The sequence below is a fragment of the Pseudoruegeria sp. SK021 genome (assembly GCF_002119405.1).
Taxonomy (GTDB): domain Bacteria; phylum Pseudomonadota; class Alphaproteobacteria; order Rhodobacterales; family Rhodobacteraceae; genus Meridianimarinicoccus.
In genome coordinates, this window is record NZ_MTBG01000014.1 from 14,737 (window position 1) to 40,170 (window position 25,434).

The 25,434-nt window shown below is 59.6% G+C and carries 24 protein-coding genes; 3 read left to right on the forward strand and 21 right to left on the reverse strand.

The window, feature by feature from the left end:
* Positions 1 to 49: 49 nt before the first annotated feature.
* Genes BV911_RS10235 through BV911_RS10245 form a run of 3 tightly spaced genes read right to left on the reverse strand, consistent with a single transcriptional unit; the run spans position 50 to position 3,685 of the window.
* Positions 50 to 976, reverse strand: coding sequence for a proline racemase family protein (locus BV911_RS10235; protein WP_086053516.1), 927 nt, complete (start codon positions 974 to 976; stop codon positions 50 to 52).
* Complete coding sequence (locus BV911_RS10240; RefSeq protein ID WP_086053517.1) at positions 967 to 1,926, reverse strand: dihydrodipicolinate synthase family protein; 960 nt, start codon at positions 1,924 to 1,926, stop codon at positions 967 to 969. Before BV911_RS10240 ends, BV911_RS10235 begins: the two co-directional genes overlap by 10 nt.
* 55 nt (positions 1,927 to 1,981) lie before the next feature.
* Positions 1,982 to 3,685 carry an aconitase X gene (locus tag BV911_RS10245; protein WP_086053518.1) on the reverse strand — a complete coding sequence of 568 codons (1,704 nt, stop codon included), beginning with the start codon at positions 3,683 to 3,685 and terminating at the stop codon, positions 1,982 to 1,984.
* A 171-nt stretch (positions 3,686 to 3,856) separates the two neighbouring features.
* Here BV911_RS10245 and BV911_RS10250 point away from each other — a divergent pair, with 171 nt between their 5' ends.
* Entirely contained in the window at positions 3,857 to 4,504 is a 648-nt protein-coding gene (locus tag BV911_RS10250; RefSeq protein ID WP_086053519.1) for a helix-turn-helix domain-containing protein, read from the forward strand.
* A gap of 58 nt (positions 4,505 to 4,562) precedes the next feature.
* The gene (locus BV911_RS10255; protein WP_086053520.1) at positions 4,563 to 5,600 is read left to right on the forward strand and encodes an Ldh family oxidoreductase; all 1,038 of its coding nucleotides are present in this window, start codon (positions 4,563 to 4,565) and stop codon (positions 5,598 to 5,600) included.
* An 82-nt stretch (positions 5,601 to 5,682) separates the two neighbouring features.
* Here the strand turns inward: BV911_RS10255 and BV911_RS10260 are convergent, their stop codons facing one another.
* From BV911_RS10260 to BV911_RS10315, 12 genes are all read right to left on the reverse strand, one after another.
* Positions 5,683 to 6,405 carry an amino acid ABC transporter ATP-binding protein gene (locus BV911_RS10260; protein ID WP_086053521.1) on the reverse strand — a complete coding sequence of 241 codons (723 nt, stop codon included), beginning with the start codon at positions 6,403 to 6,405 and terminating at the stop codon, positions 5,683 to 5,685.
* A complete protein-coding gene (locus BV911_RS10265) occupies positions 6,398 to 7,051 on the reverse strand; it encodes an amino acid ABC transporter permease (protein WP_086053522.1) in 654 nt (217 codons plus the stop codon). Before BV911_RS10265 ends, BV911_RS10260 begins: the two co-directional genes overlap by 8 nt.
* A 12-nt stretch (positions 7,052 to 7,063) precedes the next feature.
* Positions 7,064 to 7,729 carry an amino acid ABC transporter permease gene (locus BV911_RS10270; protein ID WP_086053523.1) on the reverse strand — a complete coding sequence of 222 codons (666 nt, stop codon included), beginning with the start codon at positions 7,727 to 7,729 and terminating at the stop codon, positions 7,064 to 7,066.
* Between the two features lie 68 nt (positions 7,730 to 7,797).
* On the reverse strand, positions 7,798 to 8,604 hold the full coding sequence (locus BV911_RS10275) for a transporter substrate-binding domain-containing protein (protein ID WP_086053524.1): 807 nt from the start codon (positions 8,602 to 8,604) through the stop codon (positions 7,798 to 7,800).
* Positions 8,605 to 8,947: 343 nt separating this feature from the next.
* On the reverse strand, positions 8,948 to 10,033 hold the full coding sequence (locus BV911_RS10280; protein WP_086053525.1) for a DUF475 domain-containing protein: 1,086 nt from the start codon (positions 10,031 to 10,033) through the stop codon (positions 8,948 to 8,950).
* 301 nt (positions 10,034 to 10,334) lie between these two features.
* The gene (locus BV911_RS10285; RefSeq protein WP_086053526.1) at positions 10,335 to 11,801 is read right to left on the reverse strand and encodes a mannitol dehydrogenase family protein; all 1,467 of its coding nucleotides are present in this window, start codon (positions 11,799 to 11,801) and stop codon (positions 10,335 to 10,337) included.
* Position 11,802: 1 nt separating this feature from the next.
* The gene (locus BV911_RS10290) at positions 11,803 to 12,567 is read right to left on the reverse strand and encodes an L-iditol 2-dehydrogenase (RefSeq protein WP_086053527.1); all 765 of its coding nucleotides are present in this window, start codon (positions 12,565 to 12,567) and stop codon (positions 11,803 to 11,805) included.
* Entirely contained in the window at positions 12,554 to 13,567 is a 1,014-nt protein-coding gene (locus tag BV911_RS10295) for an ABC transporter ATP-binding protein (protein WP_086053528.1), read from the reverse strand. Before BV911_RS10295 ends, BV911_RS10290 begins: the two co-directional genes overlap by 14 nt.
* 9 nt (positions 13,568 to 13,576) lie before the next feature.
* The gene (locus BV911_RS10300) at positions 13,577 to 14,407 is read right to left on the reverse strand and encodes a carbohydrate ABC transporter permease (RefSeq protein WP_086053529.1); all 831 of its coding nucleotides are present in this window, start codon (positions 14,405 to 14,407) and stop codon (positions 13,577 to 13,579) included.
* A 15-nt stretch (positions 14,408 to 14,422) separates the two neighbouring features.
* Positions 14,423 to 15,289: a carbohydrate ABC transporter permease gene (locus tag BV911_RS10305; protein ID WP_086053530.1), complete on the reverse strand. Its 867-nt coding sequence runs from the start codon at positions 15,287 to 15,289 to the stop codon at positions 14,423 to 14,425.
* 133 nt (positions 15,290 to 15,422) lie between these two features.
* Entirely contained in the window at positions 15,423 to 16,742 is a 1,320-nt protein-coding gene (locus BV911_RS10310; protein WP_086053531.1) for a sugar ABC transporter substrate-binding protein, read from the reverse strand.
* 111 nt (positions 16,743 to 16,853) lie between these two features.
* A complete protein-coding gene (locus BV911_RS10315) occupies positions 16,854 to 17,879 on the reverse strand; it encodes a LacI family DNA-binding transcriptional regulator (protein ID WP_086053532.1) in 1,026 nt (341 codons plus the stop codon).
* A gap of 376 nt (positions 17,880 to 18,255) precedes the next feature.
* Between BV911_RS10315 and BV911_RS10320 the strand changes: the two genes are divergently transcribed.
* Positions 18,256 to 18,816: a GNAT family N-acetyltransferase gene (locus BV911_RS10320; protein ID WP_086053533.1), complete on the forward strand. Its 561-nt coding sequence runs from the start codon at positions 18,256 to 18,258 to the stop codon at positions 18,814 to 18,816.
* A 28-nt stretch (positions 18,817 to 18,844) separates the two neighbouring features.
* On the opposite strand, the gene BV911_RS10325 is transcribed toward BV911_RS10320, so the two are convergent.
* The 6 genes from BV911_RS10325 to BV911_RS10350 all read right to left on the reverse strand — a co-directional run bounded on the left by BV911_RS10325 (position 18,845) and on the right by BV911_RS10350 (position 25,333).
* Positions 18,845 to 19,330 carry a heme-binding protein gene (locus BV911_RS10325; protein WP_086053534.1) on the reverse strand — a complete coding sequence of 162 codons (486 nt, stop codon included), beginning with the start codon at positions 19,328 to 19,330 and terminating at the stop codon, positions 18,845 to 18,847.
* A 19-nt stretch (positions 19,331 to 19,349) separates the two neighbouring features.
* Positions 19,350 to 20,672 (reverse strand): TRAP transporter large permease, encoded by a 1,323-nt coding sequence (locus BV911_RS10330; RefSeq protein WP_086053535.1) that lies wholly within the window; start codon positions 20,670 to 20,672, stop codon positions 19,350 to 19,352.
* 1 nt (position 20,673) lies between these two features.
* On the reverse strand, positions 20,674 to 21,312 hold the full coding sequence (locus tag BV911_RS10335; RefSeq protein WP_240512212.1) for a TRAP transporter small permease subunit: 639 nt from the start codon (positions 21,310 to 21,312) through the stop codon (positions 20,674 to 20,676).
* A 70-nt stretch (positions 21,313 to 21,382) separates the two neighbouring features.
* A complete protein-coding gene (locus BV911_RS10340) occupies positions 21,383 to 22,423 on the reverse strand; it encodes a C4-dicarboxylate ABC transporter substrate-binding protein (protein WP_086053536.1) in 1,041 nt (346 codons plus the stop codon).
* Between the two features lie 58 nt (positions 22,424 to 22,481).
* Complete coding sequence (locus BV911_RS10345) at positions 22,482 to 23,984, reverse strand: malonyl-CoA synthase (RefSeq protein WP_086053537.1); 1,503 nt, start codon at positions 23,982 to 23,984, stop codon at positions 22,482 to 22,484.
* Positions 23,981 to 25,333 carry a malonyl-CoA decarboxylase gene (locus BV911_RS10350; protein ID WP_086053581.1) on the reverse strand — a complete coding sequence of 451 codons (1,353 nt, stop codon included), beginning with the start codon at positions 25,331 to 25,333 and terminating at the stop codon, positions 23,981 to 23,983. Before BV911_RS10350 ends, BV911_RS10345 begins: the two co-directional genes overlap by 4 nt.
* Positions 25,334 to 25,434: the final 101 nt, after the last annotated feature.

Below are 25,434 nucleotides of genomic sequence, written 5' to 3' on the forward strand. Positions count from 1 at the left end.
GCACTCTGTTCAGGGCTAGAATTGGGTCAAGGGCCGGGCACGGCAAGGATCAGATCCCGCCCCGGAACGGATCTTCAGGCAAGAAGATTAGGGTGCTTTCCGCCATCACATAGGCTTTGCCGGTGATCGACGGAATAACCCCGCCCTCCGGTCCGTGCCGATAGGACAGGCGATAGGTGCTGCCGATCACACTTTCCTGCACGATCTCGTCGCCTTCGCCAAGGCGGCCGTCTGCGGCAAGACAGGCCAGCCGCGCGGAACAGCCGGTGCCACAGGGCGAGCGATCATAGGCATTGTCCGGGCACAGCACAAAATTGCGGCTGTGCACCTCTGGGCTGTCGGAGGGGCCATAGAAGATGATGTGATCCACCGCCAGACCGGCGGCCTCGCCCGCGCCCTGCGCTTGCAACGCCTCGCGGATCGCGATGCCCACATCCGTCAGTTGCCGCAGGTTCGAAGCCGTCACCGGAACCGGGCTTGGGTCGATCAGGAAAAAGCCATTGCCGCCATAGGCAAGGTCGCCCGTCACGGTGCCAATGCCATCCACCGCCACCGAAATCCCAGACGCAACACGGCGGCTTTCGATATTGGTCACCGTCACCGTGTTGGCATCAATGACCTCGACCGTGACCACCCCGACAGGGGTTTCGATCTTGTGGTGGCCGAGCCCGATCCGGCCCAGATGCACCAACGTGGCGGCCAGCCCGATGGTGCCATGGCCACACATCCCCAGCACGGCTTCAGCGTCGAAATAGATCACACCGGTGACGCAGGTTGGATCAACCGGCGGCACCAGCAGAGCGCACACCATGGCCACCTGCCCGCGCGGTTCCAGAATGACCGAGCGGTAAAAATCGCGATGATCGGTGGCTAGGCTGCGGGCCCGGTCAGCCAGCGGCCCGGACCCAAGGTCCGGACCACCGTCAAGGATCACCCGTGTCGGCTCTCCTCCGGTGTGGCTGTCGATTACATGCATTCAGCGATGACTCCGCCCTGCTGAGACCATGCCGCGAACCACTTGTTGAACTGGTGGAACTGCGCTTCGCAGAACCCGGCCTGTGACGCCGACAGCGCGTCGGATTCATAGATGTTCAAGCGATACTCTTCCTCGCCCTTCAGCACCATCATATGCTTGAAATACAGCACTAGATCGACGCCTTCGTCGAACTTTGCCAGCACCGAGAACGCCTCGGCCAGTTCACGCGCCCGCATATCAGCTTCAGGATCGCCCAAGGCAGCACGCCGCGACAGGGCCACTTGCAACAGCGCCTCTTTCGGGAAGATCGTGCCGATGCCGGTGATCGCGCCGACCGCGCCACATTTGACGAAGCCGTGATAGACCTCGGTATCGACGCCGACCATCAGAATGACGTCATCCTCTTGCGAGGTGATGTATTCAGCCGCATAGCTGAGATCGTCGCGGCCACCAAATTCCTTAAAGCCGATCAGGTTCTTGTGCTCGGCGCGCAGGGCGAAGAAGACGTCTGCGCGGGTCATGTAGCCGTAGTATTTGCTGTTATAGATGACCGCAGGCACATCCGGCGCTGCATCAAGGATCGCCTTGAAGTGATTGCGCTGCGCTGCACCAGATTGGCCGCGCGACAGCACGCGGGGAATGACCATCAGGCCGGCGGCGCCGACCTTTTGCGCATGGGCGGCATGGGCGATTGCGGATTTGGTGTTGATCGCGCCGGTTCCGACGATCACAGGCACGCCCGCTTTGGTCAGGCGCTCGACGCCTTCCATGCGCTGCTCATCGGTCAGCAATGGCCAGTCGCCGCAAGACCCGCAATAGACGACGCCGGACATGCCCGCCGCGATCATTTCTTTGCCCTTGCGCACCAGCGCGTCGAAATCGGGCTGACGATCCGGGGTGCAGGGGGTCAGCAAGGCAGGAATGGTGCCGTAAAATACATCTTTGTTCATGGAAGTCGCTCCGTTTATTCGGGCTTCAGGGGAACCGCCACACTGGGCGGCACGATCAGATAGTTAAGTCGGCAGGCACGGCCATCGGGATCCAGCTGGGCGGGCAGGATGGGGCTTGGCCGGTCTGGGCGGCGTCGGCGCATCCAGCAAGGGATCCGAAGCGGACGGCGCATTCACTCAGCCCGGGGGCGTAGTGCGCATATTTGCCGGAATTGGTCATCAGGGTCTTGGTCTGAGGCGGAAACACCGGCTTCGAGATCGAACACCAGCACAGATCCGAGATGATCTTCACCCCAGCCGCCAGCAGCCGCGCCTTGACGCCGTTTTCCGTGATGATCGCAAGCGTGCCCCGGCCCAGCGTGACGATGGTGCTGACGTCCGGATGCACCTGTTTGCCGTCCATCAGGTCCGCGAAGGCGGCGCATTCCGTGGCCGAAAAATGTGGGCTTCCTAGCGCGACAAGATCGACCTTGGCCGCGCCTTCATTGAATTGCTGCCAGAGCTTGGCAAAATCGTCCGGGCCGATCACCACATGGTCAGCACTCGCCACCGGCGCAAGATCGGCTTCAGGCGTGATCCCGGCGATATGCAACATCGGCGAGGCCGAGGTGGTGCCATAGGCGGCGCACAATGCCTTGAGATCATCGTCGGTCGGGGCGCTGTCTTCCAGCCCACGGATCACCGGCACCCGGTCCGGCGCCGCCTGCCCCACCAGCCAGCCCAGCATCGGCCAGAACGCGTCATCGGCCAGATCGGGACGCGTCACATCAATGATCCGGCGCGGCGCGCGCTCGGCGGGCTCATACACCCCGATGCGGGCGGCCCGACCCGTCAGAGCGATGCACAGATCCATGAAGTCCGCATGCTTTACGGTGCGGGCACCCAAAACGCTGTTGGCATAAATGGCAGCGTTGCTTTCGGCCCACGCGATGTCCTCGCCCACGACGGGACGGTCGGGCAACAGATAGGGCGCGCAGGTAAAGCTGGGGACCGCGCCCATTTCCACATAGGCGTCGGCCAGTTGCGACGCCGGGGTGCCGAACGCTTCAGCGACGCCCTGCTTGCGCCAGTTGGCGTGGTCCACGGAAATGGCGTTCATGGTTGTCGGCACCCGGACGCGCCCGCCCTTATCGGCCATGGCACGGGCGAATGTTAGAAACGCCGGGCTGGCATAGATGCAGCCATCAATATGGACGCGGGTCACATCCAGAAGCGATCTTGCCCCTTGGGCCGTGGCCATGGTGGTGATGATTTCCATCGCCAGTTGCGCCGCCGCACCCGCCTGCCCGTCCAGCATGTCCTGATCGGCCGCGCTGAGCGCCAATGCCACCGCCCCGACCGGCGCAAGCGGCCATGACAGCGCCCCGGCGATCAACTGCGTCTCGGTGATCTCTGCCGAGGGCTCATGCGCGAGGGCGTCATATTCCGCCTCAGACAGGCGCAGAACTGCGATGTCATGTCCGAACATCCGCCCGGCGATCAAGGCGCCGAGGGTCAGGATGTCTTCGGATTCCTTGAACACCAGCGCCCGGGGCGCGGTGCCCGCAAACGCCAACCCCAACAGAACGCCACTGCCGGTGCAGGAGCCGCGACTGGTCGGCATGAGAACGATGTGACCGGCAAGGGTTTGCCCGCGCTGAGGATGATGCGCGTCGATGATCTGTCCGGTGGCCGGGTTCACCCCGCCCCAAACGCTCAACCCTTCGCTGCACACCAGCAGCGGTCCCTTCACGGATGCGGATACGATAGTGGTCGCCATGTGTCACCTCTCTGTCGCCCACACGCAACCGAACATCGTGCAGGCCCCACGGAGCGAACCAACCCGATCGGAAGACGTGGCAAATCCGATCGCGGTTCGTTCCTTGCGCATATTGCGCTTGGGATAAAAATATGCTTAAACGATCAGAACTGGTAAGAAAAGAAAAATATAATGCAAAGGGAAAAATCCTCAGTGGATCGCAACCACGCAGCATTGCCTCAGGATGACTGGGAAACCGAGCGCATGCAATTGCGCACGGATTTGGGCGGCCGCATGAAGGCGGTGCGCCTTGGCTGTGGATTGACCCTTGAAGCGGCGGCCCAACGCACAGGCCTTGCCCTGTCGACCATCCACAAGATCGAAAATGGCCGGGTGTCACCCAGTTATGAGAATCTGGTGCGGATTGCCCGGGCTTATGACATCGGGATGGAGCGCCTGTTCTCGTCCGATCACGAGGCGCATCAGACCACCCGCATGTCGGTGACCAAGGCCGGTCAGGGGCGCAAAGTCCGCTCGAAGAATTTTGAATATGAAGTTCTGTGCAATGCGCTGGCCGAGAAAAAGATCATCCCGCTGGTGACCCTCGTTGAAAAGCGCGCACCGCTGCGCCCGGAAGACCTTGAATCCCATGATGGGGAAGAGACGCTCTATGTCCTCAGCGGACGCGTCGAACTGGTAGTCGAGCATTACCAGCCTGTCATCTTGGAACCCGGCGACTGCGCCTATTTCGACAGCACGATCAAACATGGCCTGCGCGCCCTCGATGACACCGAAACCAAGGTGTTCTGGGCATGTACCTATATCGACGTGGATACGTGATGCAGGCCCAACCGGCGGCTTGACCCGTCCTCGCCCCCGCACAGGAGACTGACCCAGAATGGCCCCTTCCCAGACGATTTCCGTCGACACATTGATGGCGCGTGTCCAGCGCATTTTCGAAAAGGCCGGTGTCCGGCCGCAGAGCGCGGCAGCGGTGGCGCATGTGATCGTCGCTGGCGAACGCGACAACTGCAAATCGCACGGAATCTACCGGATTGAAGGCTGCCTGCGGGTTCTTGCGGCGGGAAAGGTCGAACCGGATGCCGTGCCGGAACTTCACGATACCGGCAAGGCCGTGATTGAGGTCGACGCCGGGGGCGGATTTTCCAACCCGGCCTTTTATGCCGCCATGGACCTTCTGGTTGCCCGCACCCGCGAGACGGGGTTGGCGGCACTGGTGATCCGCGACTGCCTGCATTTTTCGGCACTATGGCATGATGTCGAAGCCTTGGCCGAGCGCGGCCTTGCCGCCCTGTCCATGTGCCCGAGCTATTCCTTCGTGGCCCCAGCGGGCGGCAAGACCCCGCTGCTGGGCACCAATCCGTTTGCTTTCGGCTGGCCACGATCCGGCGACAAGCCCTATGTGTTCGACTTTGCCACCAGCGTTGCGGCGCGCGGCGAGATTGAGTTGCACCGGCGGGCCGGAACTCCCATTCCCGAAGGCTGGGCGATTGACCGCGATGGCAACCCAACCACCGATCCCGAGGCCGCGTTGGATGGGGCGATGTTGACCTTCGGCGGCCACAAGGGATCGGCGATCTCGACCATGGTCGAGTTGCTGTCAGGGGCGATGCTGGGCGAATACATGAGCAAAGAAGCACTGGACTTCATGGGGCGGACCGACCTGTTGCCGCGCCACGGCGCGTTGGTGCTTGCGATGGACCCGCAGACTTTCGCGGCCCGCAGCGGTCGTGATCCGATTGCTGAAGGCGAGAAACTGTTCACGGCCATCGTCGGTCAAGGCGCGCGCCTGCCCTCGCAACGGCGGTTTGCAGCCCGAGCCACGGCATTGAGTGACGGAATCGTTCTCAGCGCGGCGGAAATGGATCAACTGGACCGGTTTGAGGCCTTGGGCCTTGCCGCGCTCGACACCTGACCGACAGACGATCTGACTTGAAATGACCAACGGCGCGAGGGTTGCCCCCTCGCGCCGCTGGTTTGTGCGGTGGCCGTTCGGCTTAGCGAACGCTGGCCAGGAAGCTGCGGGTTTCGGGATGCTGCGGATCACCGAACAACTGCGCAGGTGCCCCGATCTCAGCCATGATGCCCTTGTGAAAATAGGCAACGCGATTGGACACGTCGCGGGCAAATCCCATCTCATGGGTGACGCAGATCATCGTCATGCCTTCTTCCGCGAGCATCTTCAGGGTTTCCAGAACCTCACCCACAAGCTGCGGATCCAGTGCCGATGTCACCTCGTCGAAGAGCATATAATCCGGTGACATCGCCAAGGCCCGGGCAATCGCCATCCGCTGTTGCTGGCCGCCCGACAGGCGCGACGGATAGGTCGTCAGCTTGTCGCCCAGACCCACATGGCGAAGTTGCTTTTCAGCGATGGCTTCGGCTTCGGCCTTGCCCATGCCCAGCACCTTGCGCGGGGCGAGGATCACGTTTTCGATCACGGTCAGATGCGGGAAGGCGTTCCACTGCTGGAACACGATGCCAATCTTCTGGCGCAGCGCGTTCACATTGGTGGACTTGGCATGGACCTCGACCCCATCCACCAGAATTTTGCCAGAGTTGATCGGCTCAAGCCCGTTGATACAGGTCAGCAGCGTGGATTTACCGGACCCGGAGCCACCGATCACGGTGACCACCTCGCCCTTGCTGACGGTCAGGTCGATGCCCTTGAGAACCTCCAGCTGACCAAAGGATTTGTGGACATTCTGGATCTCAATCATTGGACCACCTTTTTTCGAGATATCCGCCGAACCGGGCAAGCGGGAAGCTGATGATGAAGTAGAAGGCGCCGCAGATAAGCAGCAGGAACAGCGGCTCTTGCAGGCGCGTGATAAGGATCTGCGTGGATTTCAACAGCTCGGTGACCTGAACGACATAGACCAGCGCGGAGTCTTTCATGACCCCAAGGGCCAATCCGATCCACGACGGTAACGCGACCCGGGTGGCCAATGGCATCACGATATGGCGCATGTCCTGTACCCATGTCATGCCCAGCGACCGCGCCGCCCGGCGGGTGGTCGCGGGCACCGCATCGATACCGCCGCGCACGATTTCGGCGCAATAGGCCGAGGTGTACAACGACAGGACCATGCAGGCCACGAAGAAACCGGACAGCTGCAATTTCAGCACCATGCCCAGAAACGCGTTGGCCAACACCAGCTGGATCAGCAATGGCACCGACCGAAAGATGTCGAGGAAGAATGTCAAAGGGGCCGATAGGATCGCGCCCAACTGCACTCGGATGACGCCGAACAGAATTCCAAGGATGGTGCCAATCACGACCGAAATCGCGGTGACGATGATGGTCATGCCCGCGCCCTTGGCGAGGAACAGAAAATCAGCGGCGGTGAGGGATGTTTCAAACATGGCGACTTTCCCTCAATACCGAAACAGGCGTGACGCGATCAGACGCGCGCCAAGCGTGATGATCTTGGTGATGATGTAGAAGATCACCGCAGCGATGGCGAACAGCTCGAAGGTGCGGAACGTCAGGGCGTTCAAGTCCTGCGTGACCCCATAAAGGTCGGTGTTCATGCCAACGGTGACGCCAAGCGAGGTCATCAGCACCGCCCAAACCATCTGATTGGTCATCGGCAGGAATGAGATCCGCAGCATCTGCGGCACGATAATATAGCGAAAGGATTGCAGCGATGACATCCCCAGTGATCGTCCGGCCCGGGCTTGCGTATCGGGAATGGCCTTAAGCGCTCCGCGAAAGTTCTCGGCCAGATAACCGGCATTGTTGAAAGTGATCCCGATCAGCAGAGACGTGAACGGGCTGAAATGGATACCGAAGCTCGCAACCCCAAAATGCGCCATATAGATTTGCAGCAGTGCGGGCGTGTTTCGGGCGATTTCGATCCAAGTGGCGGCGATGGCCTTAAGCGGACGCGAGTCTGACAAGCGCATCAACGTCAGGATCATGGCAAACACGATGCCGATCAGCATCGAGAGCACCGCAACCTCAAGCGTCACCACCGCGCCGTCCAGCATTCGTGGTAGCCGCGCCAGCGCTTGGTTCCATTGGAAAGTGTAGTCGAACATGACTGTTTGCACCTAATGGACAGCGGAAGAAAGGACGGCGCGGATTACCGCGCCGTCATGAAGGTCGATCAACGATAAACGTCGGGGACCACAAGCGATGGCAGATCGCCGCCAACCCATTTTTCGTACAACTCGGCATAGCGGCCGGTGCGCACTTGCTGGTTTACGAACAGGTCCAGATAATTCAGCAGACCATATTCGTTGCGGTTGGTGAACAGCGCGACGTAGTCGGTATCAAACGGCGCTTTGCCAACCACCGAGATCCCGTCGAAATTGCCGGAATTCACTGTTGCTTGTGCCACGGTCGAGGTCGACACCGTTGCATCCAGCTGGCCTTGGCTCAGGGCCAAGAAGACATCTGCTTGGGTCTGGTAAGGACGGAATGTGCCGTCGCCCCATTCGTTGACCTGCGCCTCTAGCGCGATGGCCTCGTAGGTGCCGGCAACGGCGCCAACGGTGTGGCCCTTCATGTCTTCATAGGATGCGATGCCCGTCTCATTGTTGGCAGTCACGGCCATTTCAAATGCGAAATAAGGCACCGTGAAACCGACCGTCTTGGCCCGCTCCAACGTGTCTGAGGTCGAGGCAACGCCCACATCGACGCGACCCGACATCAGTGCCGGGATCCGCTCTGGGAAAGGGGTTTCAACGATTTCAGCCGTCACGCCAAGAGCGGCGGCAAGATCGTTGCAATAGTCAACATCAAAGCCGATTGGCTCGTTCTTGTCGTCGCGCATCCCCATGGGTGGGAAGTCAAGAACGACAGCACAGCGCAGCTTACCCGAGCCGATGATGTCGTCCAGCTTGTCGGCATGGGCCGCACCGGCGATGCACGCGGCGGCGATCACGCCGGCGGTCAGGGCAGATTTTTTCATTATTATGGACCTCTCTGTTGATTCTTGGTCAGACCATGAAATGATTTTCCCTTTATTGCAAGAAATTTTCCTAAAAGAAAAATTTTGGCGTTAAGGGAAAATTTTCATTCCAGGAGCTGCGGCAAGTAAACGCAGGAACTGACGTACATTCAATGGCCCTCAGACAAAAGTTTTCTGGCGCGGGCGAGAATGGCCAGCGGAAGCGTCTGAACGACGGGGGTAAACTTGGGGGCTTGGGGGCGCAGGGCTTTGGCGAATCCGCGCAGCCCTATCTCAATCTAAAACCCGCCCGGCGGGGCCCGCAGAGACCTCTCCCTGCCGACCCCGCCGGGCGGGTTTCGGTTTATTGCGGGGTATCGCTTTCGCGCCGTTTGATCCGCACCGACGACCAGAGCGCCAGAAGGATCAGCGCGGTGCCTCCGGTTCCGGCCAGAACTTCGGGAACGTGAACAAAAGATTGGGCGAACATTACCAGCGACAGGGCGATGATCGCATAGAACGCCCCATGTTCAAGATAGCGGTACTCAGCCAAGGTGCCTTGTTCGACCAGCATGATGGTCATGGACCGGACATACATCGCCCCGATGCCCAGCCCGATCGCGATGACGAACAGGTTGTGGCTGATGGCGAAGGCGCCGATCACCCCATCGAACGAGAACGACGCGTCAAGCACCTCAAGATACAGGAACGCGCCCAAACCGCCGCTGACGGCCGTTTTCTTCGCGTTCTCGGCGTGATCAAGGGCCGCGCCCAGCACATCGACCAGCAAGAAGGTCAGCAAGCCCCAGATCGCGGCTTTGAAGAACACCGGCGCCAGTGCCGGATCGACCAAGCGCGATACGACCATGATGACCACAAGGACAATCGCGACCTCAATGCTTTTGATCGACGCCATGCGGGTCATTGGGGTTTCAATATGACGAACCCAATGCACGTCCTTGTCGTTGTCGAAAAAGAAGCCCAGACCCACCAGCATCAGGAAGGTTCCGCCAAACGCAGCAATCGGCAAATGCGCGTCCTGCATGATCCGCGAATATTCGGTCGGCTGGCTTGCGGCCATCTTGATGGCCTCCCAAGGGCCGACACCCGCCGCGACCACCACAATCGCCAGTGGAAAGACGATCCGCATCCCGAACACTGCGATCAGGATGCCCCATGTTAGAAAGCGTTCGCGCCATATCGGTCGCATGGTCTTCAGTTTGTTGGCATTGACGATGGCGTTGTCAAAGCTCAGTGAGATTTCCAGAATGGCCAGCACGCCGCAGATGAACAGCGTCTTGAGGGCCCCGGCAACAGTGCCGGTGCTGAGCCATCCCAGCAGACCGCCCAAGGCAATGCCGAAGAAGGTGACTGCAAACGCCCAGTAGAAATAGTGAAGGACAGAGCCTTTTGAGCCGCTGCTGTCCTTGTGGACCGGATTGGTTGACATTGAAGAGTTTCCCGGCGGCAGAAGGGAATGGTCGACGCCGACATCGCGAAAGTGCCGCTACTTTCGCCAGAGGGGCCCGGTCATCGTATCGCATCAGTGTCTGAAAGGCAGTGTCTGATGGCCGGAGGCAGAATCTGCTCGGCTCACGGGTACATAGCGAAGTTGTGATGCTGAGTCTACTCTGTCGCGCGGGCACCAACGCATCGCGGCTCGGCGCGCTGGCGCCCCGGGGGACCCGGAACAAGCCGGGGTCTGAGCAGGTCTATGGGGCACACGTTATCGCGTGCCCCGCAATGACAGGTCAGGACTGCAAATAGCGGCGCAGCGCCGCTTCTGTCCCCTCGGCCCAGATCATACGGAGCCACATTGAGAAGCTGGCGGCAAAGACGGCATTCTCGGCAAGATCGCCATAGAGGTCGCGTTGCTGCAGCCAGATTTTCGGATCGTCCTTCGCTGCCTTGGCGGCAGCGGTCAGTTTATCCCAGATCGGATCGTTCGGCGCGATGACCGATCCATCCTCGCGGCTGCCTTCGCACATCCGCGCCCACAACGCTTCGGACAGGGCCAGTCCCGCAATCGAGGTCCCATCCGCCAAGGCGTCACGAAGCGTCGGCAGCAAGAACCCGGTATGCCGTGACGCGCCATCAAAGGCCACCCGGCGCACCGTGTCGACGATCTCGGGGTTCGAAAACCGGCGATTGATCAGGTCGACATAGGCCTCCGGGGTCATGCCCGGCACCGCATCCACCTGCGGCGAGATCTCATCGGCGGCCAGTTTGAGAAAGAACGGCCCGATCAGCGGATGCGCCATGCAGCCCGAGATGAAATCGACCCCCAGAATCTCGCCCGGGTTGGAAATCACCTGATGCCCACCGTTTAGGATGCGGATCTTCATCGACTCATAGCTGTGCACGTCGTCGGTAAAGGTCGCCCCGGCCTTGTCCCAATCCGGGCGCCCGGCGCAAAAGTGGTCTTCGATGACCCATTGCCGGAAATTTTCGTGGGTGACGGGGGCGGCGTCGTCAATGCCGAAGGTCTTGACCAGCTTCAACTCGTTCGGTCCGGTCGCCGGGACGATGCAGTCCACCATCGCGTTCGGGAAGGTACAGGTCGCGTCGATCCACTCCGCCAGTGCCGGATCAGTGAGGCGGGCCAATGACACCACCGTCTGCCGTAGGATCGCGCCGTTGCCTTGCAGGTTGTCACAGCTTTGGCCGGTAAACGGGCCGATTCCGGCATCACGGCGCCGTTTCAATGCCGACACCATCGCGCCAAAGGCAGTGCAGGGCGTGTCCGGGTTGGCTGCATCATGTTGAATGTCGGGATGCGTGGCATCGAACTGCTTCGAGACCGGATCGATATAATAGCCGCCCTCGGTCACGGTCAGCGCCACGATCCGGATCGCCGGATCGGCCATTTGGGCAATCAGCGCGCCGTTGCCGTCTTCGACCGGCACGAAGCCGATCATCGCACCACAGACCTCGGCCGATCGGCCCGCGGGGTCTAGTTCGATCAGGGTGGTTAGATAGTCCTGCGCGGCAAGACGTTTGCGCTGTGCCTCGTCACCGGGCCGCACACCGGCCCCGATGATCGCCCAGTCATGGGCGAGGCCGTTTTGCATCAGCCGATGCAGATACCACGCTTGATGACCGCGATGGAAATTGCCCAGCCCGATATGGACGATGCCCGGCGTCAGGGTCGACCGGTCATAGGTCGGGCGCAAAACGGCCTCAGGGAGGGCTGTCAGAGTTGCATCGGAAAGCTTCATGTCAGCTCATCCAGTTGCCGCCATCGACGTTCAACGTCTGGGCGGTGATATAGCGGGCCTCATCTGAGGCAAGGAATACGACCGGGTCGGCAACGTCCTTCGGATCGCCCATGCGCCCCAGCGGAACAGCCTCGCCCACTTCTTTCTTCTTCTGGCCCCTGGGCTTGTTTTCGTATTCCGCGAATTGGGCGTCGACCACCTCCCACATGGGCGTGTCGATCACACCCGGCGCGATGGCGTTGACGCGGATATTGGCGCCCGCCAGTTCCAGCGCTAAGGACTGCGTCACCGAAATCACCGCCGCCTTGGTCGAGCAATACAGCGCGATGTTCGGCTCGCCACGGCGGCCTGCCTGACTGGAGAAGTTGATAATCGCGCCGCCGCCGCGTTTCTTCATGCCCGGCACCACCGCCTGACAGGCAAAGATCGTGCCGCCGACATTGATGTCGTATTGGCGGCGGTAATCGGCAACGGTGATCTTATCGAGCGAGGCCATGTTGAAGATTCCCGCGTTATTGACAAGGATGTCGATCCCGCCCCACGCATCTTCTACTTCGCGGACCCCGCGCGCGATTGCGTCGAATTCCATCACATTGATCTCAACCGCCATACCGCCAATCGCTTCGGCGGTTGCAGCGGCGTCCTCCAGATTCAAATCCGAGACGGCAACCTTGGCCCCCGCTTTGGCCAAGGCTTCGCAGATCGCGCGGCCAATTCCACGGGCGCCACCGGTTACCAGCGCCACCTTCCCGTCAAGACGTTTCATTGATCCGCAGTCCTTGTTCGTTAAACTTGTGAATATGCTCGGCCTGCGGCGTGACATAGACCGTGTCGCCGTGCTTGACGTCGACATCGCCCCCAGCGCGCACCGTCAACGGATCACAGCCGGGAATGCCGTGGATATGCATGAAGGTGTCAGAACCAAGGTGTTCGGCAACGCCGATCTTGCCCTGCCATGCCCCTTCGGTCTTGGAGATGGTGGTATGCTCGGGCCGAATGCCGATCGTATGAACGTTCATCTGTGCCGCCAATGCGCCGCTGATCAGGTTCATTTTCGGCGACCCGATGAAGCCTGCGACGAAGGTGTTGCGCGGCCTGCGATACAGTTCCAGCGGGCTGCCAACCTGTTCAATGACGCCAGCGTGAAGCACCACGATCTTGTCTGCCATGGTCATGGCTTCGACCTGATCATGGGTCACATAGACCATCGTGGTCTCAAGCTTTTTGTGCAGCTCAGAAATTTCCATCCGCATCCCGACCCGCAAGGCGGCATCAAGGTTGGACAGCGGTTCGTCGAACAAGAAAGCCGACGGCTCCCGCACAATCGCCCGGCCAATGGCGACGCGCTGACGCTGACCGCCCGAAAGCTGGCCCGGACGCCGGTCCAGATAATCGGTCAGGTTCAGCGCCTTGGCGGCGCTTTCGATCCGCCGGTCCTGTTCGGCTTGTTCCATACCCGCCATTTTCATCGGGAAGGCGATGTTCTTTCTGACCGACATATGCGGATAAAGCGCGTAGGACTGGAACACCATCGCCAGACCGCGTTTGGCGGGCGGCAAGCCGGTGGCGTCTTCGCCGTCGATCTCAATATTGCCCGAGGTCGTATCTTCCAGACCGGCGATCAGGCGCAAAAGGGTGGACTTGCCACAACCCGAGGGGCCAACGAAGACCACAAATTCGCCGTCGTTGATTTCCAGATCCAGCGGCGGGATGACCACCACATCGCCGAAGGATTTCTTGACCTGTTTTAGCTGTATGCGTCCCATTTCAGTTCCTCACTTTACAGCGCCGAAGGTCAGACCCCGGACGAGTTGTTTCTGGCTGAACCAGCCCATGATTAGAATTGGCGCGATGGCCATGATCGATGCCGCGCTAAGCTTGGCGTAGAACAGTCCCTCGGGGGCCGAGAAGCTGGAGATGAACTTGGTCAATGGCGCGGCGTTCACAGTGGTCAGCAGGATGGTCCAGAACGCTTCATTCCAGGCAAGAATGATGTTGAGCAGGATCGTCGAGGCAATGCCCGGCACCGCCATGGGGGTTAGCACATACAGAATTTCGGATTTCAAAGACGCGCCATCCATCCGGGCCGCTTCAAGAATTTCACCCGGAATTTCGCGGAAATAGGTGTACAGCATCCAGACTATGATCGGCAGGTTGATCAGCATCAGGATCACGATCAGCAGGATCCGACTGTCCATCAACCCCAGCCATTTGGCGACCAGAACCAGAGGATAGAGCACCCCCACCGCTGGCAGCATCTTGGTCGACAGCATCCACAGCAGCACATCCTTGGTCTTGGGGCCGGGCACGAAGGCCATCGCCCACGCGGCCGGAACCGCAAAGATGATGCCAAGTATGGTCGACCCAACCGCAATGATGATCGAATTGGTCAGGGCCAGCGGATAGTTCGACCGCTCCAGCACGGCGGTGTAGTTTTCCGTGGTCCAGTCAAAGAAGAACCAGACCGGCGGGTCAGAAATTGCTGTGACCTCTGATTTGAAACTGGTCAGGAAGGTCCAGAGGATGGGAAAGAAGATGAGCAAACCCAATCCCCACGCCAGGGCCGTCCACATGATCTTCTTTTGTTTTGTGATAGCGCGAGCCATGGTCAGATACCTCCCTTATTTATCAAGGTTCTTGCCGACGATGCGCATCAGGAAGATGGCAACGATGTTGGCAAGGATGACTGCGATGATGCCGCCTGCGGACCCCAGTCCGATGTTCTGACTTTCCAACACACGTTGATAGACGAGGTAGGTCAGAGTGCGGGTCCCGAACGCGCCATTGGTGGTCACGAAAATTTCCGCGAAGATCGACAGTAGAAAGATCGTCTGGATTAGGATGACAACCGTCACGGCCCGGCTGAGATGCGGCAGGATGATATACCAGAACCGCTTGATCCCCGGCGCGCCATCCATTTCCGCAGCCTCAAGCTGTTCGCTGGACAAAGACTGTACCGCGGTCAGCAGGATCAGGGTCGCAAAGGGCAACCATTGCCACGCCACGATCACAATGATCGAAAACAACGGTGCTTGACTGAGGAAATCATAGGGTTGCATACCGAAAAACTTATACAGATAGGAAAACAGCCCGTTATCAACGTTGAAGAACATGTTCTTCCAAACCAACGCCGATACGGTGGGCATGACGAAGAACGGGGCGATCACAAGGATGCGGACAATGCCCTGCCCAAACATCGGCTGATCAAGCAACAGCGCGAATAGAATGCCGCCGATGATGGTAATCGACAGAATGCCTGCGACCATCCACAAAGTCGTGCCGACGGCTTTCAAGAAGGACGACGACGTGAGGAAGGATTCATAATTCTTGAATCCAATCCATGCCTCAAAAACACCGCGCAGCGGGCGGTAATCAGCAAACGAAAAATACAACGTCATACAAAGCGGGATCAGCATCCACACAAGGAGGACGAACACCGCGGGCGCGATCATCAGCCGGGCGGCAGCTCTGGATTGCTGGGTTGCCATTACGAACCTCCTGTCAGGGGGTGGACAGCGAAATTGGGGTTTAGAAAACGCGAGACCGGGTCTGCAGGAAACCAGAAGGCACAGTTATATGTGCCCAGGGCGAACCAATCGGCCCGCCCTGCACCGCGTGGCCTTAGTAGCCCGCCGCTTCCATTTCCTCAGTCGTCAGTTCTTGCGCATTCTCAAGCGCCTCTTCAGCCGATTGTTGTCCGGCCAGCGCGGCAGAGAATTCCTGCCCCACCTGATTGGCGATCCCGGCAAATTCGGGGATCGCGACGAATTGAACCCCGGTATAGGGCACCGGATCAACCGTCGGGTTGGTCGGATCTGCAGAGAGGATGCTCTTCAGCGTCATCTCGGCGAAGGGCGCAGCCGCCAAATAATCCGCGTTCTCATACAGCGAGGTGCGGGTTCCCGGAGGTACGTTCGCCCAACCTTCTTCTGCGGCTACGATCTCGGTGTAGCCTTGGCTGGTGGCCCAAGAGATAAAGGTCTTGGCCGCATCAATGTTGTCGGACGATGACGGAACGGCCAGCGACCAAGCCCAAAGCCAATTGCCGCGCTTGCCCAATCCGTTGTCGGGGGCCAAGGCAAAGCCGACCTGATCCGCCACAGTCGAGTCGTCACCGGTCACGAAGGACGCCGCAACGGTGGCGTCGATCCACATGCCGCATTTGCCTTGCTGGAACAGGGTCAGATTTTCGTTGAACCCGTTATTCGCTGCCCCTTGGGGGCCGGATTCCGCCATCATGTCGAGATAGAAGTTCAGCGTGTTCGCCCATGCGTCACTGTCGAATTGCGCTTGCCAATCTTCGTCGAACCAGCGGGCGCCGAAGGAATTGGACATGGCGGTCAGAAACGCCATATTTTCGCCCCACCCGGCCTTGCCGCGGGCGCAGATGCCGTTGATTTCGTTGTCCCGGTCGGTCATGGCCGCTGCGGCTTCGCGGATGAAGTCCCATGTCGGCGCCTCTGGCATTTCCAGACCGGCCTTTTCCATCAGGTCCTTGCGGTACATGACCATGGAACTTTCGCCATAGAACGGTGCGGCGTAAAGGTTGTCGTCAACAGTCAGGCCACCGGCAATCGCGGGCAGAAGGTCGGCGGCATTCCAGTCGTCTGCCATGCCGTCATTCAGCGACACCAGCCAGTCGTTCTTGCCCCAAATCGGCACTTCGTAAGTGCCGATGGTGATCACGTCATAAGCGCCGCCGCCGGTGGTGATGTCAGTGGTCACGTTCTGGCGCAGGACGTTTTCTTCCAGCGTCACCCATTCGACATTGATGTCTGGGTGCGCCTCATTGAATTTGCCGGTCAGGGCCTGCATGCGCACCATGTCGCCGTTGTTCACAGTTGCAATAGTAATTGTACTGGAGTGCGACGCTGCAAGAGCGGCTGTCGCGCTGACTGACACGAGCGCCGTCGCGCCAACGAGTGCATTTTTCAGGTTCATCCAAATTTCCTCCCGAGAATTTATGGACCGTGAAAGAGGCATAGATCGCATTATAGCGTCAGTCAAATTAAATCTTTACTCCCGTAAAATTTTCTCCTGATTAACCTGCGATCACGCCGACTGCCTCAAGACCAGCTTGCCATCAAAAACAACCTCTGGCCGGTCCTGATTGTCGCACCCATCCTTGATCAGATGGAACAGCGTTTCAACGCTTTTTGTCGCAATGGCATTAAAGTCCTGCGCAACAGTGGTTAAAGGCGGGCAGGTAAATTGCGACCACGGGTGATCGTCATGACCTGCAATGCGCAGCGCGCAGCCCGGCCCATGCCCCACCCGCAAGCCTTTTTGATACGCCGCCGCAATCAATCCGATGGCCATGCGATCATTGGAACACAAGATCGTTTCCGATGGCAGGGATCGGGCTGAGATCAGCCGCTTGCCTTCCTCCAGCCCAATCTGCTCAAAGCTCCAACCCGTCCCCTCGGCACGGATCACTTTGGGATCATGCCCCAGACCCTCCATTGCCTGAATATAGGCGTCGCGCCGCTTGTTGGCGTTCGGATTGATCGGCGGCATTTCAAGGAAACATGGCGGCTCGCCCGTGCGGCACAAATAGTCTACGATCAAAGGGATACTTTGGAAGTTATTCGACCCAACGAAGGCTTTTCCGACCTTTACGTTGCTGTCAAAGACAACCGTTGGGACGCTTTCGGTGAACTTTTTCACCGCCTCAAAATCAGAGCTGCGACCCAATGGGGCAATCAAGGCCCCCGCGGGCCGGAGCGACTGCAAGGTTGCCAGAGCATTGTTTTCCAGCCCCTGCTGGCCGTGCGCGCTGAAGACGATGGGCCAGTATCCGGCATCGATACATTGGCATTCAATCCGCCGCACGATTTCGGAAAAGAACGGGTCTGCCAGATAGGGAACAACGATGCCAATTGTCTTGGTCAGCTTCCGGTTCTGGTTGATCGCAAAGATGTTCGGACGATAGTCATATTCTTCCAGAGCGGATTCAATCTTGGCCCGGGTCGTTTTGCGCACACTGTCAGGATCGTGGAAGTACTTTGACAGGGTTGGCCGGGAAATTTCGCTGATTCTGGCGAAATCATCCATCGTTCTGATCTTATCTTCGGCCATTGAAGCCCCCCTCCGGATCGTTAGAATTTGCGCCCGCCGCACATGTCGACCGGCACATTGCAGCATGCATTGGCGGAACCAAAACTTTACGCGCGTTATTTTTATTTGAGCGACTGTAAGTCCGGCGCCCTCTGAGGGTCAACATTCAATCGAGCCGGATCGCGCGGCTGACCTGACGAGAGCACGGCAACCATGTCGTCGCCCGCCTTGGCAGGGCCCGGCCACCCCGTGGCGTGAACATCTGCCACGTTCAAAGGTGTGACCTTGCGTTACTCTCCGCTTGGGTACTGGACGATGCCGCAGTGCAGCACTAGGTGACAGATGGGAGGACAACGTCGCAGTCGGCATAAACGTCGGCATTACTAGGTCCGAACTTATGCACAACGAAACGCCATCTTATTCCCCGGTCATCCGGCGCTTGCGGGCTTCTGACCAGCCGGAATTGGCCGCCCACTTTCACAGGCTTGACCAGAATACCCGCCGCCTTCGGTTCGGCGGCATGGTCAGTGATGCCTTCGTTGCCGACTATGCCGCCAAAATTCTGTCAGATGATTCCGTGATCTTCGGCGCATTTTCGGACGACACTCTACGCGGCGTCGCAGAATTGCGCGGCGCAATGTGGCGATGGCCCCGAAGTGCGGAAGTGGCCCTGCTGGTTGAACCTGCATGGCAGGACAAAGGGTTGGGCGACGCCTTGCTGGGCCGCCTGATTGCGGCGGCGCAAAACCGTGGGATCAAAACCCTGCAAATGATGTGTCTGCGCGAAAACAGACGGATGCAGGCATTGGCCCGGAAACACAAAGCGACGCTGGAAATCACAGTAGACAGCGTCGAGGCCACCCTCGCCCCCGCTTGGCCGACGCCGATGTCCCTGTTCGAGGAAATCTTCGGCAACCCACGCTCCTATCTGCCGATGGGGTTTCACCTGCCGACCTGAACCTGAGGGCTGGCGACCAATCCGCGCCTCAGTGTTGGTCCGACAGCGAAGATTTGCGCCACTCTGGATCGAACTCGGCCGGATTTGAGGTGAGGCCGACACTGCGGATCGCCAGAACGCCGCAATATTCGTCCTTTTCCGAACTGTCGCCACTGATGCCGACCGCGCCGATGGTCATGCCCTCGGCGTCTTCAATCAGGACGCCGCCCGGCACCGGTACAAAGCGGCCCTCGGACGCTGCGGCCAGCGCGGTTTGAAAGTTTGGGCGCGCCGACAGGTAATCGCGGATCTGACGGCTGGGCATGCCCATGCCCAGCGATCCCCACGCCTTGCCGAAGGCAATGTCAAAGCGCAGCAGCCCACAGCCGTCTTCGCAGACCATCGCTTTCATGCGGCCACCGGCATCCAGCACCACAATGGTCAGAGGCTTCATGCCTTCTTGCCGTCCGACCTCTAGCGCCTTGTCCAGAATGGCCCGCGCGGTTTCCAGCGGCAACGTTGATTTGACTTTCATCTTGGGTCCTCTCTCAGGCTTAGCGGCTCATCATGTCTGGCAGCCACGTGACGATTTCGGGAAACAACAACAGCACGATGATGGTCACCACATCGGCCACAAAGAAAATTGCGATGCCGCGGAACACATCCGCCAATGGAATGTCCGGCCTGACCGCGTTGACCACGAAACAGTTCAAGCCGATGGGCGGGGTGACCAGACAAATCTCGGCCATTTTAACGACGATGATCCCGAACCAGATGGAATCATATCCCAGCGCCATAACCGCCGGATAGACCACTGGTAGGGTCAACAGCAGCATCCCGATGGCATCCATGAACATACCCAGAACCGCATAGGCCAACAGAATACAGATCATGATGACCAGCGGCGGCGCGTCCAGCGACACGATCCACGACGTGAACGCTTCGGCGACGCCAGAAAAGCCAAGGAAGCGCACAAAGATGGTCACGCCCCAGATTAGGGAAAAGATCATCACGGTCAGTTTGGCCGTCTCCATCAACGACCCGGTGATCGCTTTCAGCCCGGCACCGCGGGCAATGGCGACGACAAAGACGACGGCGGCGCCAAGGGCCCCCGCTTCGGTCGGGGTCGCCCAGCCTTGATAGACCGCCGAGATGATGATGGAGACCACCAGCAGGATCGGCAGCAAGGGCGGCAGCGACGCGGCCCGTTCTTTCCACGTCGAAGCGGGAACCGAGGGCGCTTCATGAGGTCGGAACTTGGCCCAGAGAATGATGATCAGCGCATAGACGATGGCCGACACCAGCCCCGGCAGGAACCCGGCCAGCAGCAACTTTCCGACGTTCTCTTCGACGATGATGGCATAGATCACCAAAATGGCCGAGGGCGGGATCAGGGTCGCCAATGTGCCACCCGCCGCCACCACGCCCGCCGCCAGTTTGCGGTCATAGCCGTATTTCAGCATCTCCGGCACCGCGACTCGGGCAAAGACCGCTGACGTGGCGGTGGAGGCTCCGGACACGGCGGCAAAGCCTGCGGTGGCAAAGACCGTGGCGACGGCAAGCCCGCCGGGCAGCCAGCCCAGCCATTTACGCGCAGCGTCGAACAATTGTTGGGTCATACCGGCGTGGAACGCCACGAAGCCGATGAAGATGAACATGGGCAGGACGCTAAGGGCGTAGGTCGAAGATTTGGCATGCGGCACGATGCCAACAATCCCGGCAGCGGGTCCCCAGCCAATCAACTCGACCAGACCAAGCAGGCCGACCGTTGCTGCGGCAAAGACCACCCGCACGCCGATCACCACCAACAGCAGCAACAGACCAATGCCAATCAGGCCGACCAGCAGGGGGTTTGAAAATCCGATTCCGATCAGCATGTCAGCGTCCCTCCGGGCCGGTGGCGTCGTCGCCAAGTGCCTCATGCGCTTCGTCTCGCGCTACTTCGGCCGCATCCTTCAGGCTCACCACCCCTTCGGGGGCAAGGCTGGGATCAATGAACAGCCGCACTGATCCGGCCAGTTGAATGGCCAGTCGCAGAAACCAGAACGCAAACGCGATCGGGACCAAAAGTTTGGACGGCCACACCGGGTATTCTGCATCGATGGTGGTGTCGCCGATCTGAAAAGACCGCAGGAAATGGTCCCAACTGTACCAGACCAGCACGGCCACGATGCCCATGCCCAACAGCGATCCAACGATCTCAGCCAGCCAATAGGCGCGGCCTTTCAGATAACCCAGCAGCAGTTCCATGCGGATATGCGCACCCATCCGCTGGGTATAGGCCGCGCCAAGAAAGGCCATCCCGGCCATCGATAATTCAACCAGATCGATATAACCCGAGAGCGGGTTATTGAAAAACGTCCGCAGCACGATCTGGACCACGCCCAGCACCATCAACAGGAAAATGAAGGTGGCGGCGATCAGATTGGCGGCGTCTTCGATCGGCATCATCCGTCGATCCCAGCGGCGGATCCAGCCGGAGGGGGCGGCGTCGTTAGAAACACCCATCTTGGTCATGTCCTTGCGATAAGTAACCGGACAGGACCGAGGACAGCGCCCTCGGCCCCGCACACGCGCCCGACCGAGGTCAGTTCGCGGTCTTGGCCTCTTCGGCATAGCGCAGCAGATCGTTCAGCACGCCCTGTGCATCAAAATCGTCCTGATTGGCCGCAATCCAATCATCCCAGACCGGCTGGGCCGCCAATTGGCGGATTTCGGCGGTCTGCTCTTCCGAATAGGTGATCTTGTCCAGCGTCTCTTCGAACAGCTTGAAATTGTCGGCATCTTCCGCCGCATAGGACGCTTGTTCGGTGTCCAGAACCAGGTCGCGGTTGTCCATCAGGAAGTCCTGATAAGCTTGAGGCAACGCCTCAAACGCGGTCTTGTTCAGCACCCAGCCACATTCCGACGTTCCGGGCGCCAAGTTCGACGTGTACCAATCGGCCTCTTCGTTGATCTTGAAGGCGACATGAGCATAGGTCATCGGAAACGCCGCCGCATCGACGGTGCCGTTCTGAAACGCGGTCAGGGTTTCCGCCGCCGACAGGGTCTGGTTGATTGCACCAAGCTTTTCCATCGCATCGCCGAGGCCACCACCGGCGCGGACGCGCAGGCCGCTCCAGCCGTCGATCTCGGTCGGGGCTGGCCCTTTGCCCATGATCTCATATTGCGGCAGCAGGCCCGAGGCATAGGGAATTGCGTTCCACTTCGCCATATCCGCAACGATGGCCGGATGTTCGAACATCTTTTTGAAGGTGTATTTATGGACGGCTGGATCGCCGATTGGCAGGAACGGCAAGGAAAATACCATCCATGCCGGATTTTTTCCGGGATGGTAGAAGTTGCAGATGCCCGCCCCTTCGAACGCATTCAGCTTCAGCCCATCCAAGTTCTCGCGCGAATTGCCCAGCTGATCGGCGTAGAAAATCTTGATCTGGAATTTGCCGTCGGTCTCTTCTGCGGCCTTGGCGGCCAGCGCCTCCATCCCAGAGGTCAATGCCCGCGAATTGCCGTACATGGAGATTTTCCAGAACACAGGCGGGCCGTCGATATTGGCGGCACCTGCTGGCGATTGTAGCACAAGGCAGGCCAAGGCTGCGGCCGCCAGTGGTTTCAGGGTCAGGGTCATCGGTTCCTCCTCCAAGAGATAATCAGATCACGCCCCGGGCTCCTCCTCCCGGTGCGGATCAGGTGGCAGGGGTATAGGTCTTGCGCAGAACGTTTTTCTGCACCTTTCCCATCGTGTTGCGCGGCAGGTCCGCGACGATTTCGATCCGGCGCGGGTGCTTGAACCGCGCCAAATGCGGCGTGATCTCGGATAGCAACGCGGCAGGATCCAGCGCGCATCCGGCTTCCGGGACAACCACACCAATGGTGGCCTCACCGAAATCGGCGTGAGGCACGCCGAAGACCGCGGATTCGCGCACCCCCGGCACCGCGTCCAGCAAGACCTCGATCTCTTTGGGATAGATATTATAGCCGCCCGAAATGATCAGATCCTTCTGGCGGCCAACGATCATCAGATAGCCGTCGGGGTCGATCTGCCCCAGATCGCCGGTGATGAAAAAGCCGGTCTCGCGCAGCTCTTCGGCGGTCTTTTCCGGCATCCGCCAGTAGCCGCCAAAGACATTCGGGCCGCGCACTTCGATCATCCCGGTCTCACCCTGCGCCAAGGCGGCGCCGGTCGTCGGATCGGTGATGCGAATTTCAACCCCCGGCAGGGGAAAGCCGACCGTGCCGGGACGGCGCTCGCCCATATACGGGTTCGAGGCGTTCATATTGGTTTCGGTCATGCCATAGCGTTCAAGGATCCGATGGCCGGTCCGCGCCTCAAACGCAGTATGGGTATCGGCCAACAGGGGCGCGCTGCCCGACACGAACAGCCGCATATGGGCCGTCGCCTCGCGGGTGAACGATGCCTCCGACAGCAGCCGGGTGTAGAAAGTCGGCACCCCCATCAATGTCGTGGCGCGGGGCAGATCGGCCAGCAATTTCTCGGCGTTAAAGGTGGGGTGAAACAGCATGGCCGCCCCGGACAAGGCCGACACATTGACCGCAACAAACAGGCCATGCGTGTGAAAGATCGGCAGGGCGTGCAGCAGAACATCGCCATCGGTGAACTGCCATAAGTCGGCCAATGCGGTGGCGTTCGACAGCAGATTGGCGTGGCTCAACATCGCGCCCTTGGACCGACCAGTTGTGCCCGACGTGTAAAGGATCGCCGCCAGATCGCCCTCAGCACAGTCCACCACGTCATGGGTCGTGGGCATCGCTGCGGCGGCCGCGCTTAGGCTGCCACTGCCATCGGCGTTCAGCGTATGCAGCTCCGCGCCATTCAGGATCCCGGTCATCGCATCGGCATCGGCCGCATCGCAGATCACCAGCCGCGGCTCGGCATCGCTCAGAAAATAGTCCAGCTCACTGGTGGTATAGGCAGTATTCAGCGGCAACAGCACCAGACCACTGCGCAGACAGGCGGCGTAGACCGCCAAGGCCTCGGGCGTTTTGGCGACCTGCAACGCCACCCGGTCGCCCTTGACCAGCCCAAGATCCGCGAAGACATTGGCCAACTGGGCCGACAAGGCAACAAAATCGCAATAGTCGATCCTGCGCGCGCCCTCCAGCAACAGAAAAGGGGCGGTGCTGTTGGCGTGGCGGCCAAAGAGGGGGTCGAACAGAATGTTGCTCATGAGTCAGCCTTGCTTGCCGTGATAGGTGCAGATTTCAGAAGAGAAGCGATCGTGCGCGAGGTGGCGACGGCGCCTGTCGTGGTGAACCCTTCGATATTGCGGTCGATCCGGGCTGGGTCGTACAGATAATTGACCATCGCGCCATAGGATGTGCGCAGTCCGTTATCAGACATGTCGCCGTGCGGATGAACGTCCTGCACAATCGCACCATTGCCCAAATGAAACCGGGCCACCGCGTTGGCCGGACCGCCCTTAGGGCGTTTTTCGTTCACCAGATAATGGGCGATGTAGCGGCGCAGGGTCTCGGTCGATTTTTCAACTGACTTGTCATTGATCTTGTCATTGGCTTTGTCTGGCCCCGCACTGGCATGGACCAAGGCGGTGCGCAGACTGTCTGCCTCGATCTTTGGCAAGGCCTCTAAAATCCCGTCAATCCAGCCCCGAAAGCCGGGGATCGGCGACAAGGTGACGAAGGTTTTCAACTGCGGCAGGCTGGCCGACAGATCGTCGACCACATGTTTGATCAGGGCATTGCCGAACGAAATGCCGCGCAATCCGGCCTGACAATTCGAGATCGAATAGAACACAGCCGTGTCCCTTTTGTCTGCCGGGGTCGCGGCCCGGTCCTCGGCCAAGACAGACTGGATATTGCCGGGAATGCCGTTGGTCAGCGCCACTTCCACAAAGATCAGCGGCTCTTCGGGCATGCAGGGGTGAAAATAAGCGAAACACTGACGATCTTCGGGCAAAAGACGCAGCCGCAGGGCATCCCAACTGTCGATGGCATGCACGGCCTCATAGGCGATGATCTTTTCAAGAATATTGGCCGGGCTGGTCCAGTTGATCCGCCGCAGCACCAGAAAGCCGGGATTAAACCACGACCCGAACAAATGCGCGAAATCCAGATCGATCCGGGCCAGCGCCGGATCGGCGCGGATCGCGTCGAACAGATCACAGCGCATCGCCACCAGATCGGCAGTAGCCCCGGGCACCCGGTTGAGACGGCGCAGAATCTCCTGTCGGCGCGGTTCGGCATGGGCGGTCAGGGCGGCCAGATCCGCCGTCGCGTGGGTCTGCCCATATTGCCGGGCCAGCGCGACGACGGTGTCCGGATCAATGTCGAAATCTTCGGCCAGATGGCGAAAGAACCCTGCCCGCTGATCCGTGTCCATCCGCCGATATTTTTCAAGGATCGCCCGCGCGACCTTGTTTGCCGACACATCTCCGATATCCGACAGCAGAACCTTGCACAGTTCTTCAATCGGGCGCGTGTCGCGGGTCACCGAGGTGTGTTGCGACCGGTTGGTGATCGTCGCCAGAAGATCGGTCAGAAAGCTGGACTGCAGCATGAGGTCCATCCCAGTCTGGTCAAGATACGAGTCTACAGGACGTGTGCCTGATTCCCACCCCATACATATCGATTAAAAATCATATAACAATAAAAAATCGA

Excerpts from the sequence above, each read along its gene's own strand:
- BV911_RS10320 (WP_086053533.1), top strand. The coding sequence starts at position 18,256 with ATGCACAACGAAACGCCATCTTATTCCCCGGTCATCCGGCGCTTGCGG.
- BV911_RS10345 (WP_086053537.1), bottom strand. The coding sequence starts at position 23,984 with ATGAGCAACATTCTGTTCGACCCCCTCTTTGGCCGCCACGCCAACAGC.
- BV911_RS10305 (WP_086053530.1), bottom strand. The coding sequence starts at position 15,289 with ATGGCAACCCAGCAATCCAGAGCTGCCGCCCGGCTGATGATCGCGCCC.
- BV911_RS10280 (WP_086053525.1), bottom strand. The coding sequence starts at position 10,033 with ATGTCAACCAATCCGGTCCACAAGGACAGCAGCGGCTCAAAAGGCTCT.
- BV911_RS10315 (WP_086053532.1), bottom strand. The coding sequence starts at position 17,879 with ATGGCCGAAGATAAGATCAGAACGATGGATGATTTCGCCAGAATCAGC.
- BV911_RS10240 (WP_086053517.1), bottom strand. The coding sequence starts at position 1,926 with ATGAACAAAGATGTATTTTACGGCACCATTCCTGCCTTGCTGACCCCC.
- BV911_RS10285 (WP_086053526.1), bottom strand. The coding sequence starts at position 11,801 with ATGAAGCTTTCCGATGCAACTCTGACAGCCCTCCCTGAGGCCGTTTTG.
- BV911_RS10255 (WP_086053520.1), top strand. The coding sequence starts at position 4,563 with ATGGCCCCTTCCCAGACGATTTCCGTCGACACATTGATGGCGCGTGTC.
- BV911_RS10270 (WP_086053523.1), bottom strand. The coding sequence starts at position 7,729 with ATGTTCGACTACACTTTCCAATGGAACCAAGCGCTGGCGCGGCTACCA.
- BV911_RS10260 (WP_086053521.1), bottom strand. The coding sequence starts at position 6,405 with ATGATTGAGATCCAGAATGTCCACAAATCCTTTGGTCAGCTGGAGGTT.
- BV911_RS10350 (WP_086053581.1), bottom strand. The coding sequence starts at position 25,333 with ATGCTGCAGTCCAGCTTTCTGACCGATCTTCTGGCGACGATCACCAAC.
- BV911_RS10245 (WP_086053518.1), bottom strand. The coding sequence starts at position 3,685 with ATGGCGACCACTATCGTATCCGCATCCGTGAAGGGACCGCTGCTGGTG.
- BV911_RS10250 (WP_086053519.1), top strand. The coding sequence starts at position 3,857 with ATGCAAAGGGAAAAATCCTCAGTGGATCGCAACCACGCAGCATTGCCT.
- BV911_RS10330 (WP_086053535.1), bottom strand. The coding sequence starts at position 20,672 with ATGCTGATCGGAATCGGATTTTCAAACCCCCTGCTGGTCGGCCTGATT.
- BV911_RS10300 (WP_086053529.1), bottom strand. The coding sequence starts at position 14,407 with ATGGCTCGCGCTATCACAAAACAAAAGAAGATCATGTGGACGGCCCTG.
- BV911_RS10275 (WP_086053524.1), bottom strand. The coding sequence starts at position 8,604 with ATGAAAAAATCTGCCCTGACCGCCGGCGTGATCGCCGCCGCGTGCATC.
- BV911_RS10295 (WP_086053528.1), bottom strand. The coding sequence starts at position 13,567 with ATGGGACGCATACAGCTAAAACAGGTCAAGAAATCCTTCGGCGATGTG.
- BV911_RS10235 (WP_086053516.1), bottom strand. The coding sequence starts at position 976 with ATGCATGTAATCGACAGCCACACCGGAGGAGAGCCGACACGGGTGATC.
- BV911_RS10290 (WP_086053527.1), bottom strand. The coding sequence starts at position 12,567 with ATGAAACGTCTTGACGGGAAGGTGGCGCTGGTAACCGGTGGCGCCCGT.
- BV911_RS10310 (WP_086053531.1), bottom strand. The coding sequence starts at position 16,742 with ATGAACCTGAAAAATGCACTCGTTGGCGCGACGGCGCTCGTGTCAGTC.
- BV911_RS10265 (WP_086053522.1), bottom strand. The coding sequence starts at position 7,051 with ATGTTTGAAACATCCCTCACCGCCGCTGATTTTCTGTTCCTCGCCAAG.
- BV911_RS10335 (WP_240512212.1), bottom strand. The coding sequence starts at position 21,312 with ATGACCAAGATGGGTGTTTCTAACGACGCCGCCCCCTCCGGCTGGATC.
- BV911_RS10340 (WP_086053536.1), bottom strand. The coding sequence starts at position 22,423 with ATGACCCTGACCCTGAAACCACTGGCGGCCGCAGCCTTGGCCTGCCTT.
- BV911_RS10325 (WP_086053534.1), bottom strand. The coding sequence starts at position 19,330 with ATGAAAGTCAAATCAACGTTGCCGCTGGAAACCGCGCGGGCCATTCTG.